The sequence below is a fragment of the Gynurincola endophyticus genome (genome assembly GCF_003991195.1).
GTDB lineage: Bacteria > Bacteroidota > Bacteroidia > Chitinophagales > Chitinophagaceae > Gynurincola > Gynurincola endophyticus.
Window position 1 is genome coordinate 132,444 of record NZ_RCWL01000010.1, and the last position, 18,469, is coordinate 150,912.

The 18,469-nt window shown below is 38.2% G+C and carries 15 protein-coding genes; 12 read left to right on the top strand and 3 right to left on the bottom strand.

The features are described from left to right. The first annotated feature begins 57 nt into the window (after positions 1–57). A complete protein-coding gene (locus tag D9O48_RS16990) occupies positions 58–2,580 on the top strand; it encodes an FtsK/SpoIIIE family DNA translocase (protein WP_126974189.1) in 2,523 nt (840 codons plus the stop codon). A 109-nt stretch (positions 2,581–2,689) separates the two neighbouring features. Continuing rightward, positions 2,690–3,331 carry a LolA family protein gene (locus D9O48_RS16995; RefSeq protein WP_126974190.1) on the top strand — a complete coding sequence of 214 codons (642 nt, stop codon included), beginning with the start codon at positions 2,690–2,692 and terminating at the stop codon, positions 3,329–3,331. A 132-nt stretch (positions 3,332–3,463) separates the two neighbouring features. Here D9O48_RS16995 and D9O48_RS17000 read toward each other — a convergent pair whose 3' ends face one another. Continuing rightward, positions 3,464–4,027, bottom strand: a complete 564-nt coding sequence (locus D9O48_RS17000) for a UbiX family flavin prenyltransferase (protein WP_126974191.1) — start codon at positions 4,025–4,027, stop codon at positions 3,464–3,466. A 32-nt stretch (positions 4,028–4,059) separates the two neighbouring features. Here D9O48_RS17000 and D9O48_RS17005 point away from each other — a divergent pair, with 32 nt between their 5' ends. Continuing rightward, positions 4,060–4,587: a thioredoxin family protein gene (locus D9O48_RS17005; protein WP_126974192.1), complete on the top strand. Its 528-nt coding sequence runs from the start codon at positions 4,060–4,062 to the stop codon at positions 4,585–4,587. Positions 4,588–4,843: 256 nt separating this feature from the next. On the opposite strand, the gene D9O48_RS17010 is transcribed toward D9O48_RS17005, so the two are convergent. Further along, positions 4,844–6,586, bottom strand: a complete 1,743-nt coding sequence (locus tag D9O48_RS17010; protein WP_126974193.1) for a T9SS type A sorting domain-containing protein — start codon at positions 6,584–6,586, stop codon at positions 4,844–4,846. Between the two features lie 215 nt (positions 6,587–6,801). Continuing rightward, positions 6,802–8,061, bottom strand: a complete 1,260-nt coding sequence (locus D9O48_RS17015) for an aminotransferase class I/II-fold pyridoxal phosphate-dependent enzyme (RefSeq protein ID WP_126974194.1) — start codon at positions 8,059–8,061, stop codon at positions 6,802–6,804. 181 nt (positions 8,062–8,242) lie between these two features. On the opposite strand from D9O48_RS17015, the gene pafA reads away from it, so the two are divergent. The 9 genes from pafA to D9O48_RS17060 all read left to right on the top strand — a co-directional run. Then, the gene (gene pafA, locus D9O48_RS17020; protein WP_126974195.1) at positions 8,243–9,883 is read left to right on the top strand and encodes an alkaline phosphatase PafA; all 1,641 of its coding nucleotides are present in this window, start codon (positions 8,243–8,245) and stop codon (positions 9,881–9,883) included. Between the two features lie 88 nt (positions 9,884–9,971). Next, on the top strand, positions 9,972–12,776 hold the full coding sequence (locus tag D9O48_RS17025; RefSeq protein WP_126974196.1) for a M16 family metallopeptidase: 2,805 nt from the start codon (positions 9,972–9,974) through the stop codon (positions 12,774–12,776). Positions 12,777–13,050: 274 nt separating this feature from the next. Next, positions 13,051–13,848 carry a M57 family metalloprotease gene (locus D9O48_RS17030; protein ID WP_126974197.1) on the top strand — a complete coding sequence of 266 codons (798 nt, stop codon included), beginning with the start codon at positions 13,051–13,053 and terminating at the stop codon, positions 13,846–13,848. A gap of 177 nt (positions 13,849–14,025) precedes the next feature. Then, positions 14,026–14,706, top strand: coding sequence for a M57 family metalloprotease (locus D9O48_RS17035; RefSeq protein WP_158624928.1), 681 nt, complete (start codon positions 14,026–14,028; stop codon positions 14,704–14,706). A 38-nt stretch (positions 14,707–14,744) separates the two neighbouring features. Further along, entirely contained in the window at positions 14,745–15,542 is a 798-nt protein-coding gene (locus D9O48_RS17040; protein WP_126974199.1) for a M57 family metalloprotease, read from the top strand. Positions 15,543–15,648: 106 nt separating this feature from the next. Next, positions 15,649–16,440, top strand: coding sequence for a M57 family metalloprotease (locus tag D9O48_RS17045; RefSeq protein ID WP_126974200.1), 792 nt, complete (start codon positions 15,649–15,651; stop codon positions 16,438–16,440). Positions 16,441–16,541: 101 nt separating this feature from the next. After that, on the top strand, positions 16,542–17,321 hold the full coding sequence (locus D9O48_RS17050) for a M57 family metalloprotease (protein WP_126974201.1): 780 nt from the start codon (positions 16,542–16,544) through the stop codon (positions 17,319–17,321). Between the two features lie 66 nt (positions 17,322–17,387). Further along, entirely contained in the window at positions 17,388–18,161 is a 774-nt protein-coding gene (locus tag D9O48_RS17055; RefSeq protein ID WP_126974202.1) for a M57 family metalloprotease, read from the top strand. Positions 18,162–18,198: 37 nt separating this feature from the next. Continuing rightward, positions 18,199–18,469: hydantoinase B/oxoprolinase family protein (locus D9O48_RS17060; protein WP_148114551.1), on the top strand; the 271-nt coding region annotated here is incomplete at its 3' end.

An 18,469-nucleotide genomic window follows, 5' to 3' on the forward strand; every position in this document is an offset into this window, starting at 1 on the left:
TCATTGTGCATTCTATCTATTTAGAGATAATTTCTCTAAGTACTTATCTTTGTAATTATGGCGAATCGCACCAAGAAATCTAAAAAAAAGACAGCTGATCCCGGAGAACTTGTTCAGGAACAAGAAGTGAAGGTGGAAGTGAAGGAGATTGTAAAAGATGAACGTACTCATAAAATTGTGGGTACCATATCTTTATTGATCTGTTTGTTTCTTTTTGTTGCCTTTTTTTCCTATTTGTTTACCTGGCGCGAAGACCAGGATAAAGTTTTTAAAGGCTCTTCCATTCTTTTCCCCAGCGCACAGGTGAAAACCGAAAACTGGGCAGGTAACATCGGCGCTTATGTTAGCCATCAGTTTTTTTATTATGGGTTCGGACTGGCTTCTTTTCTGTTCTGTACCTTTTTTCTGGCATTTGGATTAAACAAAATTTTTGGAGAAAGAGTACTTTCTCTCAAGCGTAATATCAGGTATGTTTTATTGGGGCTGGTTTATTTCAGTTTATTATTTGCTTTTTTGGGAGCTCAAACCGAATTTCCCTGGGGCGGAGCTGCCGGTAATTATATGAATGACTGGTTAACCAAAATGGCGGGTACACTGGGTGTTATTGTGTTGTTGATAGCCGTTCCTTTTGCTTATTTTATCTGGAGAAAAAATCCCCGGTTCAGTATGCCGGCTAAAACTGCCGTACCTGAAAAACAATTGACAGACGAAATTCCTGCCATTCTGGAAGAAGAGGAAAACAAAGAAGAAGTTGTGCCTGTAAAAGTTAAAGGAAATGGACTAAAAGGTAACGGTAAAATGGTAAAACCTGTCATTGAAGAAGAAGAAGAGGAGGAAATGACCCTGAACATTATCGAAAATGATGATGAACCACCATTTGAGCCGGACGATGAAGAAGAGGAAGAGGAAGAAATCATACCCGAAGAGCCGGAAGTAATAGAAGAACCACCGGTACTTCTTCCTAAAAAAATAGAAAAATATGTAGCTCCTTCGTTAGAGCTTGAAATCAATACCACCCCGCTTTCTCAGGAGGAAGAACCGTTGGTGCCTGTACAGAATACGAATGTACTTGAACCTTATGAACCTACCTGGGATCTTAAAGAATATGCTTATCCTCCTTTAGATCTTTTAACAGCCTATGCAAATGACAAAGTTGCACAGGACGCACATGAACTGGAAGCTAACAAAAATCAGATTATTTCTACACTGAGAAATTATGATATCACTATTCAGAAAATCAGTGCTACCGTTGGGCCAACAGTTACCTTATATGAAATTGTACCGGCAGCCGGCGTGCGTATTTCAAGAATTAAAAATCTTGAAGATGATATAGCCTTGAGTTTGGCTGCTTTGGGTATTCGTATTATTGCTCCGATACCGGGTAGGGGAACCATCGGTATTGAAGTACCGAATGCGAAAAAGTCAATCGTAGGTATGCGGGCTTTGCTAAGCTCAGAGAAATTTCAGAATAATAATTTCAGTTTGCCGATTGCCTTAGGAAAACGTATCGATAACGAAAACTTTATAGTTGACCTGGCTACTATGCCGCACTTGCTGATGGCCGGTGCTACCGGTCAGGGTAAATCTGTAGGTTTAAATGCAATACTTGTTTCTTTACTCTATAAAAAACATCCGTCACAACTGAAGTTTGTACTGGTCGATCCTAAAAAGGTAGAATTGAGCCTGTATCGCGCTATTGAAAATCATTTTCTGGCAAAATTGCCGGGCGAAGAAGAAGCAATTATTACCGATACAAAAAAAGTAATCAATACATTGAATGCTCTTTGTATTGAAATGGATAACCGTTACGATTTATTAAAAGAAGCCGGCGCCAGAAATATTAAAGAGTATAATGAAAAATTCGTTAAACGGAAGTTGAACCCCCAGAAAGGACATCAGTTTTTGCCGTTTATTGTATTGGTAGTAGATGAGTTTGCTGATCTGATCATGACAGCAGGTAAAGAAGTTGAAATGCCAATTGCCCGTTTGGCACAGCTGGCCAGGGCTGTAGGTATCCACTTGATTATTGCTACCCAGCGCCCGTCTGTAAATATTATTACAGGTACCATTAAAGCAAACTTCCCTGCAAGAATTGCCTTTAAAGTATCGTCTAAAATTGATAGCCGCACTATTTTAGACATTGGCGGTGCCGAACAGTTAATCGGTAAAGGAGATATGCTGATTTCCTATAATGGTGAGTTAACCCGTTTACAGTGTGCTTTTGTTGATACACCGGAAGTAGAGTCGATTTGTGAAGCCATCGGTTATCAGGATGGCTATCCGCAGGCATTTTTATTGCCGGAATATGTAGATGAGAAAGATACGGACTCAAAAGATTTTGATCCGAGCGACAGAGATCCGTTGTTCGAAGATGCTGCAAAAATTATCGTACAAAATCAGATAGGGTCCACCTCCTTACTGCAAAGGAGGATGAAATTGGGCTATAACCGGGCAGGAAGATTGATGGACCAACTCGAAGCGGCAGGTATCGTAGGCCCTAACCAGGGCTCGAAAGCGCGCGAAGTACTCATTAAAACAGACATGGAGTTGCAACAACATTTAGAAACTTTTGGCTATTAGATGAAATAACTGTTAAAGTTGTGTGAACTGATTAAACCTTTTAAGCCTTTGGTAGTCTAATTGTTAGATATGTTTGTATAACTTTGTTTTCAATTGTAAAAATCAACCAATGAAAAGACTTTTATTACTAGTTACTTTGTTTTCTTTTGTGGCGTTAGGATATAGTCAGAATGATCCAAAAGCTAAAACTATTTTAGACAAGTCAAGCTCTACTTTTAAATCATATAAAACGATCTACGCAGAATTTGAATTGAAAAATGAATCTGCTGCCGGTAAAGCATTAGGAGTAGAATCTGGAAAAATGTGGACGAAAGGTTCAAAGTTTTATGTAGAGCTGGGCAATAGAAAAATCTGGTCTGACGGTAAATACATCTATAATGCAGATGAGGATACAAAAGAAATTACAAAAACACTGGCAGAGAATAACGAGTCAGGATTTACTCCGCAAAAGATTTTCACTAATTTCTATGATAAAGATTTTTTATACCGTTACAATTCAGAAGGAACAACGAACGGGAGAGCGGTTAATGAAATCGAAATGACTCCAAAAGATAAATCAAACCAGTTTCATAAACTTTATTTAGGCATTGATAAAGCCACTAATCATATTTCTTTTTTGAAATTATTAAATAAAGCAGGAAACAAAATAACTTATCAGATTAATAAGTTAGTACCTAACAGTACTGTTAATGATACAAAATTCGCTTATAATTCGAAAGATTACCCGGGTTATGAATTATTAGACTTCTAAGCAGAGAAGCATTATTACATTTAAATATCAGGAACTATAAAGTTTAGGTTTTATACAAGTAATTAAGTACTTCTAATATTTTTAAAAGCTGATCATAAGTTTGATCAGCTTTTTTATTAGATACTGGTGAAATTATTTTCCCCAGCGAAAAGTATCTACACGAATACCTGCCAGGTCGAGCACACGGTCAACCACCGTTAATGCTACTTCTTCAATGGTTTGCGGTTTACTGTAAAACGATGGAGTAGCGGGGCATATAATGCCTCCCGCCAGCGTTACAGCCTCCATATTTTTAATATGAATGAGGTTGTAGGGCGTTTCCCGGGCCACACAGATCAATTTTCGTCTCTCTTTGAGTACAACATCGGCGGCACGGGTAATAAGGTCATTAGAAGTGCCGTGCGCGATTCTGGAAAGCGTTCCCATTGAACAGGGGGCAACAATCATGATGTTATACTGGCCCGACCCGGATGCAAAAGGAGCGTTAAAGTTGTTTTTATCGAAAAACTTTACCCCATCAAAATCATTATACGAAGTATTATTGAGTTCTTCTTCCCAAACCTGTTTGGCATTATCACTCATCACAACTGATAAGTCTGACCATTGTTCCTTAACTTGTAACAATCTTTTTAAAAGCAGATAGGGATAAATCGATCCGCTGGCGCCGGTAATGGCAAGAAGAATTTTATTAGACATCTTTTAATAAATTACGCTTACAAAAATACGATATGCGCTTACAGTTTTGGCTTTTTTTATTGCTGACGAACTTTTTTTTAGGAGAAATTAATGCACAAGATGCTAAAAAAGAGGAGGTTAAATGGATTGGTTTCGAAGAAGCATTGAATTTGCAAACTACTTCGAAGAAACCGATTATGGTTTTTGTGTACACTAACTGGTGTTCATGGTGCAAATTAATGGAGAAAGATATCTTTCAGAACCCAAAAGCAGTCAGTTACCTGAATGATCAGTTTTATTCGGTAAAAATAAATGCAGAATCGAAAGATACATTTGTTGTGAAAGGACAAACTTATACTTATCTACCTCAATATAAAGCCAATGAGCTGGCACTTTATCTGTTAGAAGGTAGATTAAGTTTTCCAACCACCGTTTTTTTAACGGCAACACAAAAGATGCAAAGAATTCCGAGTTACCTTGATTTAATGCATGCTGAATGGTTATATAGATTTTTCGGAGAACAGGTGTATGAGAAAAGCAGTTTCGATGATTATATGAAAACGCATAAACCTACCTGGTAAAATCTTTTGCGGCTGGTGCAGAAACTTTTTTAGATAAGAAAGTTTCTGTCAAAAATAAAAATGTAACCGATGATAATTTTTTTGTTAATGCTGCAACCCTTTTTTAACTGTAATCATCTTATATAAGAATTTTCATAGGATAAGGTTTAATGGTTAATGGTATTTGATTAGTGCAACCCCGTACTCTTACGGGGTTATTTTTTAAACTATAGTTTTTAATATAAAAAGAACCCGATGTTTACATCGGGCTTTTTTTTTATTGTTTAATAAAACTATTCGTCGTTACATGTTGATCTTGAATTGTTTTTAAATAATATGCACCTTTTGGTAAAGAGGTGATATTAATAGTTTCAGAAACATTCTGCGCTTTGTACTGTAATAGCGGTGTGCCCGCTGAATTGTAAATAACGATCATTGCTCCCGGTGAAACATTCCGCACTGTGATCGTTGCATTGGCAGGGTTAGGATAAATCTCAATTGTATTAGAATTGTCAATTACTTTAATAGACTTTATACTTGAATAAGTTTTTTCATTATCTATATCCACTTGTTTTAACCGGTAATAATGTTCACCGCGGATAATATTTTTATGTAGATAAGAATAATTAAGCAGAGCCTGGCTATTTCCGTTATTTGCTGCGCTTTCTACGAAATCAATATTAGTCCAGTCTTTACCGTTTGTTGAGTATTCTATATAAAAACCTTTATTATTTTGTTCTGTAGCAGTACTCCACTTTAACAAAATGTTTTTTTGTTGTTGTGATACATCAAATTTTGTGAGTTCTACCGGTAACACATTATCGCTGTAATAAAGGTCGATATATCCATGAATACGAACACGCGCTGTACCATCGGTAGGTGGCGCGGTAAACCCTGTTTGTGATTTTACCGCAGTGTACCTGTAATAAACAGGTGTTTCAAAGAAACAGCGAAATGAATCAGGTTCCACATTTCGTGGATAAAGTGAAATATCTAAATCTCCTACACGCTGATAATTATTCACGACGCCTAAAAAATCATAAGCTCTTAAAAAACCGGTTTCATTTTGAAAGTATGGTTTGGCATCAAATAAGAGATAAGTTAAATCGAGATAAGTTTCACTGCTATAAATCTGGTAAGGGAAGGCACCGAGTTCTAACTGAAAAAATCCCATATGTTCTATTAGTGCGGTGCGAAGTAGTTCATTCAGGTTGTGATCGGTTCCCATTGGATGAAATGGAGAAAGTTCCTGGGTGGGTGGTAAGTTCCAGTAACCGGATGGATCAGAATAATCAAAAGAAATGTATACTTCGTTTTGCGCAGCATTCGTACTAACGGCTCCCCAGTTACGCTGAGCACCAGATCGTGAATCTATAGCCGATAAAGTTACCGGTACCGACAGGGTATCATCACGCCATTTATAAGGTGATGTTCGTACAAAGAGAAGGTCAAAAGTGTTGATGCCATTTAATGAAGTTGGATTGGCAGTTACCTTGAATTGTAAACGCCGTGTAAAAACCGGTTTTGTTTTGAGGGATAATGTAAACGAGTTGTTAGAAAGATCCGTTTCCGTACCGGCTCCGTTATCAGTGAAATCGGCAATTAAACCGATATCCTGTTCTAATGGAGCAATAGGATTTACATAATACCTGATGTTAAATTGCAGAACTGCTCCTTCAGGGATATTTAATCCGGTGATAAGATCTGTTCCGTTCCAGGTGACAAGGTCAGGACAAACTGATTCGCCTGCATAACCTGGAGCTGTAATACAATTAATGCTCGATACTACCTGGGCAATATTACCGAAATGACTTAATTGTAAGGCTCCGTTAATGATAGGAGCTGTACCGATATTACCGACCTGAATAAGAAATTCAACTTCCTGCCCGGGATTGACGTAATAATTCCCAGTAGTGGTAATCGTAACTGTAGCATCGGTTTGCGCAAATGAAGGAAGAGTACTGAAGAGAGAGAATAAAATAAAAATGAATAGTGTTCCCCGTTGTAAACATCTTATCATAGTACACAATGTTAAGGTGAATAAAATGGAATAAGGTTGTTGGGGGCACCTAAATATAGAGAAAAGTACGAGGCTTATTGTAAAACCCGATCCGATTAACAGGTGTTAAAATGGCTAAAAAAGTACTGTTCTTTACAAAACGAAGAGTGTTTTCAGTGCAAAAACAAAAGAGCCGATCATTTGATCAGCTCTTTTTATCATAAATATTACAACTATTAGTGTTTTTCTGCCATATCAGGAATAGCTTCTACTTTATAATCACCTGCATCTAATTTCTTCTTGGTGATTTCGAAAGCCTGTAAAGTTTGTTGAATATCATCGTCTGTGTGAACAGAGGTTGGAATCAAACGGTAAATGATATGCCCTTTCGGAATTACCGGATAAACTACAATTGAACAGAAGATACCATGATTTTCACGTAAGTCCATTACCATTGCAGTAGCTTCTTCCACACCCCCTTTCATATAAACCGGTGTTACAACAGAATCAGTATTGCCGATATCAAAACCTCTTTCTTTCAACCCTTTTTGTAATTTCAATGCATTACTCCAAAGTTGTTCTTTTAATTCAGGTTTTGTACGTAACAATTCAAGACGCTTTAAATTACCTAATACCAATGGCATTGGTAAAGATTTAGCGAATATCTGGCTACGGATATTATAGCGGATATAATCTACGATTTCCTGATCACCCGCTACAAATGCACCAATGCTGGCCATAGATTTAGCGAAAGTAGAGAAGTAAATATCAATCTGGTCCTGCACACCTTGTTCTTCACCTGCACCTGCACCGGTTTTTCCTAAAGTACCGAAGCCATGCGCATCATCTACTAATAATCTGAATTGATACTTAGATTTCAGGGCCACGATTTCTTTTAGTTTACCCTGGTCTCCGGCCATACCAAATACCCCTTCAGAGATTACCAAAATACCTCCTGAGCTTTTTTCTGTCAAAGCAGTTGCACGTTGCAACTGTTTTTCGAAATCTTCCATATCGTTGTGCTTGAATACGAAACGATGTCCAGGATGTAATCTCAAACCATCGATGATACATGCGTGAGCCTCAGCATCATACACAATTACATCATGACGGCTTACTAAACAGTCGATGATGCTCACCATACCCTGGTAGCCAAAATTTAAAAGGATGGAATCTTCTTTTGATACGAAATCAGCCAATTCTCTTTCTAACTGCTCGTGGTAGTTAGAGTTACCGCTCATCATGCGGGCGCCCATTGGTAAAGCCAGTCCGAACTGTGCTGCTGCATCGGCATCCGCTTTTCTAACTTCAGGATGATTTGCTAAGCCTAAATAGTTATTTAAGCTCCACACAATCATGTCTTTACCTCTGAATTTCATTCTGCTGCCTATATCGCCTTCCAATTTAGGAAAAGCGAAATATCCATGTGCTCTTTTACGGTGCTGACCCAGCGGACCTCCAGAGTTTTTCCTCAACCTTTCAAATATGTCTGCCATATATAGGAGTGTTTTAAAATAAACTTTACATTAAAATTGCCGCAAAGGTAAGAATTTTCCGATTTTGCCTTTACGAAATTATATTCTTTCAATAAATTTTATAAGAGATTTAAGTAAAACGTAATTTTGAGATAACTTTATAACGTTATCATTGCCAATAAATTTTGCAATTATTTTAATTATGAGACAACTTTTTATTGCCCTAGCTTTATTAGTGTCATTGTCATCAATGGCGCAAAAAAAGCAAAAAGCCCCTAATTATCGTGAAAGACCTAAGTTAGTAGTAGGTATTATTGTTGATCAGATGCGTTGGGATTATCTATACAGGTATTACGACAGATATACTGAAAACGGTGGTTTTAAAAGATTTTTACATCAGGGATTTACTTGTGAAAACACCTTAATTCCTTACACCCCTTCGATCACAGCCTGCGGCCACGCTACCGTTTACACCGGTACAACACCGGCTATTCATGGAATTACCGGAAACGATTGGTTCGATAATGTACAAGGACGTTCTGTGTACTGTGTAGAAGATGCTAAAGTACAGAATGTAGGAAGTACCGGTAAACAAGGACAAATGAGTCCTAAAAACATGCAGGTAACCACTATCACCGATGAATTGAGATTGGGAACTAATTTCCGTAGTAAAGTAGTTGGGATATCTATTAAAGACAGAGGTGCTATTTTACCGGCCGGCCATACCGGTAATGCTGCTTACTGGTACGATGGATCTACCGGAAAGTTTATTACTTCAACTCATTATATGAACGATTTGCCAAACTGGGCAAAAGAATTCAATGCTAAAGATTGGCCTGGTGAATTACTTAAAAAAGGATGGGAAACTTTGTATCCGATCGATACTTATGTAAATAGCTCAAGCGACGAAAATGGATGGGAGGAAACACCATTCTCTGACTATGGTAAAAAATTTCCGTACGACCTGAAAGGTTATGCCGGTAAAAACTACGGTAAAGTATCAAGCACACCGCATGGTAACACACTGACTTTTGAATTTGCAAAAGCTGCTTTACTAAACGAAGGTTTAGGAAAAGATGAATTTACAGACTTCTTAGCGGTAAGTTTTTCTTCACCAGATTATGTAGGACACGCATTCGGCCCTAACTCAATCGAAGCGGAAGATAACTATCTGCGTTTAGATATCGAAATGGGTGAGTTCTTTGATTTTCTGGATAAAACAGTAGGAAAAGGAGAGTGGATGGTATTTTTATCTGCCGATCACGGCGCCGCTCACGTTCCGGCTTATTTAAATGAAAACCGTATCCCGGCAGGTACTTTAAGTACCAGTGGTATGGCACGTGAACTGGGTAAAGAATTAACGGTTAAATACGGAACACATCGTTTAATCAGCGCAGCACAAAACTATCAGGTATCTTTAAATCATAAGCTCATCGATTCAATGAAGTTAGATCTGGAAGATGTAAAAGCTACGGTAATCACTTTGTTAGAGGCAAATGAAATCGTTGAAAGAGCTTTTGACAATACAAAAACACTCGTAACCTCTTTACCTAAAAAAGTAAGAGAAATGGTGGTAAACGGATATTATCCTGACCGTTCAGGTGATATTCAGATCATTTTAAAACCTCAGTATTTCAGCGGCAGTGCAAAAGGTACAACACACGGTAGCTGGTACAACTACGATACTCATATTCCTTTGTTATTCTATGGTTGGAAAATTCCTCATGGAAAATTAAACAGAGAAACTTATATGACCGATATCGCTCCTACATTAGCAGCCCTTCTGAAATTACAAATGCCTAGCGGTGCTACCGGCCACGTAATCGAAGAAGTTGTTAAATAATATAGTTCTCTTGAATATTCAAGTGGCACCTGATTTGTAAATTAAAGTCTATCCTGTATTACAGGGTAGACTTTTTTAATTATTATCTATGAAGCGAGAAAGACTGATCATTATATTAGTGTTGGGATTGTTTTTTCCGGCTGTTTTATCAGCACAATGGACGTTACAAAGCCCGGTTCCTGCCGATGCCTCTATAAAAACGGGAAAACTATCTAATGGAATGACTTATGTCATTAAACAAAATAACTATCCGGAAAAGAAAGCAACCGTTGATTTGCTGGTAAAAGTAGGATCGGCGTGGGAACGTGATGATGAACAGGGCATTTCACATTTAATAGAACACCTGGCATTTAACGGGTCAAGCAATTTTACTAAAAATGATGTGATAAGATATCTTGAATCAATCGGACTCACATTCGGTGGCGATTTAAATGCCGAAACCGGATTTACGACCACCGATTATTTTTTCGAAGTACCGGCTGAGAGAAAAGGAGCGATAGATTCGTCTTTATTGATTTTATCAGATTTTGCTTTCAGGATGTCGCTGAAACCGGAAGATATCAATAGTGAAAGACCAATTATACAAAATGAAAGGAATGCCAGAGCGGGAGTACAATACCGCCTGATCGTAAAATTAGTAGAAGAATTAACGCAACCCGCAGCGCTGGAAAAAAGATTACCGATCGGAGATGTAAAAGTAATTGATACGATCAAACCGGCTGCCCTTCGCAGTTTCTATGAACGATGGTACGTTCCTGAAAATATGATGGTAGTGGTAGTAGGAGATATTGAGGTGAATGACGTGGAAACAGTCATTAAAAAATACTTTAATGAAAATACCCGTAACAAGTCAGTTCCAACCAAAAGATCCTTAGCACTCAGCAAATTTGATGTAAGTAGTGTCGTTTACTTTGAAGACAAAGATTTGTCACAAAACAGAATGGAAATCTTTTTTAATCCGGTAGAGAATAAACCGGTTACACATTTAAACATTTATAAAGAGCAGTTACTTGACCGTTTTGCAATGGCCGCCTTGAATGAAAGGTTTACAGAAGCTATCAGAACAACCGGCACACCTTATCAATCAATGGCATTGTCTGATTTTGATTTACTGAAAGAATATTATAATCCGTTTTTGAGTGGCGGAATTGCAGATGCTGATCCGGTTAAAGTAATCAATAGCATGTTTGAAGTGATCGGGCCATGGTATCAGCATGGTGTTACAGAGGATGAATTGAACCGTTACAAAATAACGCTGATTGCTTCGTTGGATACACGTTTGCAGAATAAGGATAAAATTAATTCTAACGATTTTGTTACCGATATTAAAAACTGGTTTCAGACAGGTGAACCGGTAGCCAGCCTTGAGCAGGTAGCTGAAATTGAAAAATTTCTCCTGCAGAATATTACCCTGAAAGAAGTAAATGAACGCATAAAGAAGATAGATTTTTCGCGCGCTAAAGTATTTTTATCAGGCAATAATCTGAAGAAAGCTTCTTCGGCAGAGATTATAAATGCAATTGATAACGGTTTTAAAAAACAATATACGGCAAAAACAACCGCCGCATTACCAACTATATTGCTGAATAAAAAATTACCTGCCGGAAAAATCTTGAAAGAAACGCTCACCGATAGCACAAACGGAATTAAACGGTGGGATCTCAGTAATGGTTTAACTGTATATGCTCAGAAAACCAGTTTTAAAAAAGAAACCGTACAAATGACAGCTTACCGGGCAGGCAGTATTAATAATTTACCGGCTAATCAGGTAAAAGATGCTTTGTTTGCAAATGCTGTAGTAGACATAATGGGTTATGGTGCCTTTACACCGCTTCAACTAAAAGAATTTTTAACAGGAAAGGTCGCTAACGTTTCAGTAATGGTAGGTGATAATGTAGAGCAGGTAACCGGAAATGCCCGTACGAAAGATTTGTCTACCCTGTTCGAACTGATTCAATTAAAAATGTTGTATCCCCGCTTTGATAGTGTATTGCTGCAAACAACGCTGGATAAAGCAATTGTGTCGAGTGAACACGTTTTAAATAACCCCGAAGCTTATTTTGCAGATACTGTACATAAACTGAAATATGGAAATAATATATATGCCGGGTATAAAGTAATGACTCCGGCAATATTAAAAAGTGTACAGGCTTCTAAATCGTATAATTATTACAAACAACGTTTTGCCAGTGCCGAAGGATTCAGTTTCTATTTCATAGGTGACTATAATGAAGATTCTTTAAAAATATATATCAAAGAATATATCGCTTCGTTGCCGGTGAATAACCGGAAACATGAAATGGGCAGATACAGGGATAAACCATTGCCGAAAGATCAGTCTGTGAGAATCGTAAAAGGAAACCAGGAAGGTGTAAACGTTATGGGAGAGTACTTTGGTGAAATGCAATCCAGTCCCGAAAAACAAAGGGTAGGAATGTTACTGGTGTCTGTTTTAAATCAGCGCATAATTGAATATTTAAGAGAGGAGAAGCAGTTAATTTACTCTGGAGGGGTGAATTTTAACGTAACGGATATACCAGAACCACATTTTATGTTGATCTATCAGTTGCCGACTCAACCTAAATTATTAGACAGTTTACTGAAAGAAAAGAATGTGTTGTTTGAACGCTTTAAAAAAGAAGGGCCTTCTGAAAAAGAACTGGAAGCGGCTAAAAGCCAGGTGTTGAATCAATTAAATAGTTTAGAGAAAGAAAACTCTTTCTGGTTAACGCGTATGACTTCACACTATTTCTTTAAACAACCATTAACGGCAGTTACTTCATTAAAGAAAGAAATTGCTGCCATTACGAAAGAAGATGTACTTGCGTTATTCAAAGAGATAATGGATAAGTCATATCACTTCCAATATATCTTATCTCCGGAAGTAAAATAATAAATTTTATTTTATGCTTAAAACAGGAACATTGTTCCTGTTTTTTTTATGGGTAAAAGTTCGCTTTAATGAATAGTAATTGAAGTTAGATACAATAGGTGTTAACTTATCTTGTTGATTTCTTGATGGTAACAATCATGTGTAAGTTATTTAGTGATCTTTTAAGGGTATGTGGCTAACATTTACGGATATACGTTTATGTGAAAAAATAGTTAAATTACGTTTAATCGGTAGTGTCATATATATCCTTAACAAACCTTTTAAATAAAAACACATGAGAAAATTACTATTTGTTGCTGCTGTATTTTCACTAATTATGGTTTCTTGTCAGAAAGATCAGGTTAAAACGGATGCTTCTATCGATGAAGTTTCTCAGGATGTAATTGAACTGATCGCTGCTTTAGGATTTAAAACAAATGATATTCAGAAAGTACCTGAAGGGTATCTGGTAGAAGGCGATATCATTATCACTGATGAAGATCTGAGAAATGGTATCGGAAGTGGTAGTGAATTAGTAGTTGGTGACTCTGAGCACTATAGAACTACTAATGTTGTAACAGGTTTACCGAGAAATATCACTATCCGGGTGAACTCTTCATTACCTACCAGTTATGTAACTGCTACCAATGCTGCTATTGCACGTTACAATGCTTTAGGTTTAAGACTAACTTTCACAAGAGTTACTTCCGGTGGTAATATCGTTATTAATCCTGCCCCAAGTACTGCTACTTATTTAGCATCTGCAGGTTTCCCTATTGGAGGTAACCCTCATGCAAATATTAATGTAAATAGAAATTATCTGGACGTTTGGGTGGCTAACACAGTTACTTCTATCATTGCACACGAAATCGGCCACTGTATCGGTCTTCGCCATACAGATTATATGGACCGTTCTTACAGCTGCGGCGGGGCTTATTATAATGAAGGTGCTGCAGGTGTAGGTGCTATTCACATTCCTGGTACACCAACAGGCCCTGATGCTAATTCATGGATGTTAGCTTGTATCGGTAATGGCGTTAACCGTCCGTTCACTGCTAACGACATCATTGCATTAAGATTTTTGTATTTATAGTATACAAAGACACTACCAAAATGGGTATCCACAGGATACCCATTTTTTTATCCGATATTTTTAATTAAAAACAAATCGATGAGATTTTTATACCTGTCATTTTTTTATTTGTGTATAGCTAACATAGCTTGTAATAAAGGTCATACACCGGTTCAAAACCGTAGTAATCTTTCTGTTATGGAGAGAGAAGTACTCGTTTCAAAAGGTCTGAATCCTGATCATGTATTAAGACTGGAAAAAGGACTTGTAGTGGAAGGTGATATATTTATTAGTAATGAGGAACTGTTAGATGTTGACAAGGGCAGTAGCGTTAAACTTCCCAGTGCAGAACATTATTACACCGGAAGATTAGTGAGTGGCGGAATTATCAGAGTTACTGTAGATGTATCATTACCCAAAAAAATAAGTGTTGCGATTGATTCAGCATTATCTCGTTACAATAACCTGGGCCTGAGTATCTCATTTCTGAGAGTGAATGCTTTTCCTGATATAGCAATCATCGGAAGTAGTATTTCTGGTATTACCGGTATTACCGGATTTCCTACAGTCAGTGGTCCTTCACCGGTGATTGAATTAAATAATACTTTACTCTCTTCGTGGGGATTACCTTCCATTACTACTGTTGTAACTCATCTGATTGGCCATTCTATTGGCTTTCATCATTCAGATATCAGTACCACAGGTTGTGGTTCGTTTTTATCTGTGAGAGATTCTTTAAATGCCACTGCGCCGGCTATTCATATTCCGGGTACACCCACAACAACTTCAGCTAATTCGTGGATGCTAACCTGTATTTCTGATGGTATTAACAGGCCTTTTACCGCAGTTGATATTGCAGCATTGAATTATCTGTATTAATTGTTTACCCAATAAATAATCACCTAAATCAAAACAATATGCGAAACAAAATTTTTTATCTGCTCGTTTGTATTTTAGTAGGAATAGCGTGTCAGAAAAGCGAAACGGCAACATCGTCATCAAATGAAGTGACAACTGCCGATCTGCAACGAATCAGTGCATTGGGTTTTAACGCTGACAGAGTACATAAAACAGAAGGCGGATTCATTGTGGAAGGAGATATTTTTCTGAGTCATGAAGACCTGCTGAAACCTGAAATATTATCTGTCAATGCAACATCACTGAATGAAGAGCATTACCGTAGTCCGGGCCTTGTGGCAGGTTTACCCAGAATACTGAGGGTAAATGCACATCCGTCGTTGCCGCCATCTATACAGGCAGCTGTTGATTCGGCATTGTTACGTTACAATAGTTTGAGCCTGGCCATTACTTTTATTAAAGTAACCACTCCGGCAGATATTCATATTAATCCGGTGAGTATAAGCCCATCTGTTTTTGGTGTTTCCGGTTTCCCTTCCGGTGGAAATCCTTATCCGGTTATTCAGTTAAATATGCCTGTTTTATTGCCATGGGCACACCCAACTATTACTACTTCCATTACTCACCTCATAGGCCATGCGATCGGCTTTTTGCATACTGATCAGATGAGCCCTTCTTTTAGTTGTGGTACTGGTGGTGCCGGTATCTCTGATGGCGTGCCGGGCTCTCCGGGAGCAGTCATTCCGGGAACACCCTCTGGCCCCTCACCAAACTCATGGATGCTGACCTGTATCAGTAACGGTATTAACCGTCCGTTTACCGCACTGGATATTACTGCACTGAATGTGTTGTACTAATATGTTCTTTTCAGTTCTTATGGTTACTTGCTTTTGTTAAAACTATTAATGCGTACCTCTATGATTTAAAGCATCGAAAACGATTATTCACCTTTAAATTGATAGTATGAGAAACGTATATTTATTTTTGTGTTTTTTGATGTTGTTGTTTACTGCCTGTCAGAAAAATGAAACCGTATCACTATCACAAAATGGAGTTAGCGCAGCCGATCTGGCGAAAATAGATGCATTGGGCTTTAACTCAGACAGAGTTCATAAAATAGAAGGCGGTTTTGTTGTGGAAGGAGATATTTTCCTCAGCCATGAAGACCTGCAGCAGCCTGAAATGTTATTATTGAATGCAGCAACCTTCAGAGAAGAACATTATCGTACGCCGAATATTGTTACCGGAACTCCCAGACCCATACGTGTATTTGTAAATCCGGCCATTCCTTTACCTGTTCAGGTATCAGTTGATTCTGCATTAATCAGATACAATAGTTTAGGTTTAACTATTTCTTTTATACGGGTTACTTCTCCTGCAGATATTAATATACAGCCATTAAGTACGACGGCAGCAATTTTCGGTGTATCGGGTTTTCCGACAGGAGGTAATCCTTTTCCTACTATTCAACTGAATTTACCTGTTTTAACCACCTGGGTGCAACCTACCGTAACCACTTCTATCGCTCACCTGATAGGCCATGCGATCGGCTTTTTGCATACTGATCAGATGAGCCCTTCTTTTAGTTGTAGCGGAGCGGCTATTCCCGATAATATACCTGCTTCTCCATCTATACTGATTCCGGGAACACCCTCCGGTCCTTCTGCCGGTTCATGGATGCTGACCTGTATCAGTAATGGTATTAACCGTCCGTTTACTCCTTTGGATATCACTGCACTGAATTTTGTTTACTAATACCAGATAGATTATAACGTTGCTTGCTTTTTTAAGATGATGAATTCGTACACTATGATTTAAAGAATGAAACAAATTATTCACCTTTAAATGAATAGTATATGAAAAACATATGCTTATCAGTGTGTTGCTTTTTGCTCTTATTCACAGCCTGTCAGAAAAATGAAATTATACCTGAAGATAAAACCCTTGTAACAGATTCGGATATTGAAAAAATTACTGCAATGGGGTTTAATCCGCAAGGTTTGCAAAAAGTGGATAAGGGATTTATTGTGGAAGGAGATATTTTTATCAGAGAGGATGAGGCTGCATATAACGGCTTTAGTGATCAATTGGAAGAATATGTAGTCAGAACCAGCCGTGTTACAGGTTTACCCCGAACGATTACTATCCGGGTGGCAGGCAGTTTACCTTCTTCTTATATTACAGCAACAGATGCAGCCATCGCCCGCTATAATGCAGTTGGTCTGAGAATTACTTTTGCGCGGGTAACCACCGGAGGCAATATCGTTATTAGCGGAGTTGCCTCTACATCTTTTCTTGCGATTGCCGGTTACCCTGCCGGAGGTAATCCTTATAATAGTATTCAACTTAGCAGAACCTATCTGGATAGCTGGGTTGCTCCCTCGGTAACGACTGTAATTGCACATGAAATCGGGCATTGTATAGGTTTCGGACATACTGACCAGTATGACCCGTCTTATAGTTGTGGCAGTGGTGGATTTGAACAACCCGGATATCCTTCAGGTGGTGTTGTACCTATTCCGGGAGTACCGCCAGGCCCTTCTCCCGATTCATGGATGCTGCGATGCATCAGTAATGGAATAAATCGCCCGTTTACGCCTACAGATCTTACTGTTCTTAGAATCATTTATGGGTAATAGTGGCGCTGATTCGTAGTGTGAAAATTGGTCTGTAGCATTCTTTACTCACCTGAAAATTTCATTATGAAAAATATAATATCAATGTCACTGCTGATACTGTTTATCAGCGCGGGTTGTCAAAAGAATAGCCAACATATTCCGGCTGATAATAGTATCAATGAAGCGGATATTCAAAAAATTGAAGCAATGGGTTTTAGTGCAGAAGGAATTATCAGAATCGATAATGGGTATGTTGTTGAGGGGGATATTATTATCACCGATCAACAATTGGTGCAACCGGTGAAAACCCCGGGAAAACTATTTACTGATGCTGAGCATTATGTAGACAGTAACCTGGTAATAGGCCCCAGAATAATTACAATTAGGGTAAACGCAGCTATGCCGTCACGTTATATGACGGCAGCTGATTCAGCGATTGCTCGTTATAATGCTTTAGGATTGAGTTTGACATTTCAACGAGTAACAATGGGTGGAAATATAGTTATTAATGGTGTGACCGGAGCTAGCTATCTGGCAGCGACAGGATTTCCATCATTAGGCAATCCTTATAGTACTATTTTGTTAAACAGATCTTTCCTGGATGTATGGGCAATGGGTACGCTCACTACTATTGTTACACATGAAATCGGCCATGCAATCGGTTTTCATCATACTGACTATGCCGATGTGTCGTATAGTTGCGGGCCTCCATCAAGACCCGTTCCTCCGCGGAATGTTCACGTGCCGGGTACTCCAACCGGTCCTGAACCTGATTCATGGATGCTCGCCTGCATTCCTAACGGTGTTGATCGTCCGTTTACCGCTATGGATATTTTAGCACTTACTACTATTTATTAAACTGCTGCAGTTTAAATTATTCACCTAAATAATACACATGAGAAAAATAGTTATAATACTTTTATCAGCATTTATTATGAACAGTGGCTGTCATAAAAATAATTCAATTGTTGAGAAGGATGAAGCTTCTGCATCTGATATGGAACGTATCGGATCAATGGGGTTTAGTAAAGAAGGTATTTTGAAATTACCGGATGGCTTTATCGTAGAAGGCGATCTTTTTATCAGTAATGATCATCTCTTGCAACCGGAAAATTATGCCATTCAATCATTAAATAGTAATGAAGAACATTACAGGCACGTGAATC

What these genes read in the sequence shown, in the direction of transcription:
- D9O48_RS16990 (WP_126974189.1), top strand. Translation starts at nt 58, where the DNA reads ATGGCGAATCGCACCAAGAAATCTAAAAAAAAGACAGCTGATCCCGGA.
- D9O48_RS16995 (WP_126974190.1), top strand. Translation starts at nt 2,690, where the DNA reads ATGAAAAGACTTTTATTACTAGTTACTTTGTTTTCTTTTGTGGCGTTA.
- D9O48_RS17000 (WP_126974191.1), bottom strand. Translation starts at nt 4,027, where the DNA reads ATGTCTAATAAAATTCTTCTTGCCATTACCGGCGCCAGCGGATCGATT.
- D9O48_RS17005 (WP_126974192.1), top strand. Translation starts at nt 4,060, where the DNA reads ATGCGCTTACAGTTTTGGCTTTTTTTATTGCTGACGAACTTTTTTTTA.
- D9O48_RS17010 (WP_126974193.1), bottom strand. Translation starts at nt 6,586, where the DNA reads ATGATAAGATGTTTACAACGGGGAACACTATTCATTTTTATTTTATTC.
- D9O48_RS17015 (WP_126974194.1), bottom strand. Translation starts at nt 8,061, where the DNA reads ATGGCAGACATATTTGAAAGGTTGAGGAAAAACTCTGGAGGTCCGCTG.
- pafA (WP_126974195.1), top strand. Translation starts at nt 8,243, where the DNA reads ATGAGACAACTTTTTATTGCCCTAGCTTTATTAGTGTCATTGTCATCA.
- D9O48_RS17025 (WP_126974196.1), top strand. Translation starts at nt 9,972, where the DNA reads ATGAAGCGAGAAAGACTGATCATTATATTAGTGTTGGGATTGTTTTTT.
- D9O48_RS17030 (WP_126974197.1), top strand. Translation starts at nt 13,051, where the DNA reads ATGAGAAAATTACTATTTGTTGCTGCTGTATTTTCACTAATTATGGTT.
- D9O48_RS17035 (WP_158624928.1), top strand. Translation starts at nt 14,026, where the DNA reads ATGGAGAGAGAAGTACTCGTTTCAAAAGGTCTGAATCCTGATCATGTA.
- D9O48_RS17040 (WP_126974199.1), top strand. Translation starts at nt 14,745, where the DNA reads ATGCGAAACAAAATTTTTTATCTGCTCGTTTGTATTTTAGTAGGAATA.
- D9O48_RS17045 (WP_126974200.1), top strand. Translation starts at nt 15,649, where the DNA reads ATGAGAAACGTATATTTATTTTTGTGTTTTTTGATGTTGTTGTTTACT.
- D9O48_RS17050 (WP_126974201.1), top strand. Translation starts at nt 16,542, where the DNA reads ATGAAAAACATATGCTTATCAGTGTGTTGCTTTTTGCTCTTATTCACA.
- D9O48_RS17055 (WP_126974202.1), top strand. Translation starts at nt 17,388, where the DNA reads ATGAAAAATATAATATCAATGTCACTGCTGATACTGTTTATCAGCGCG.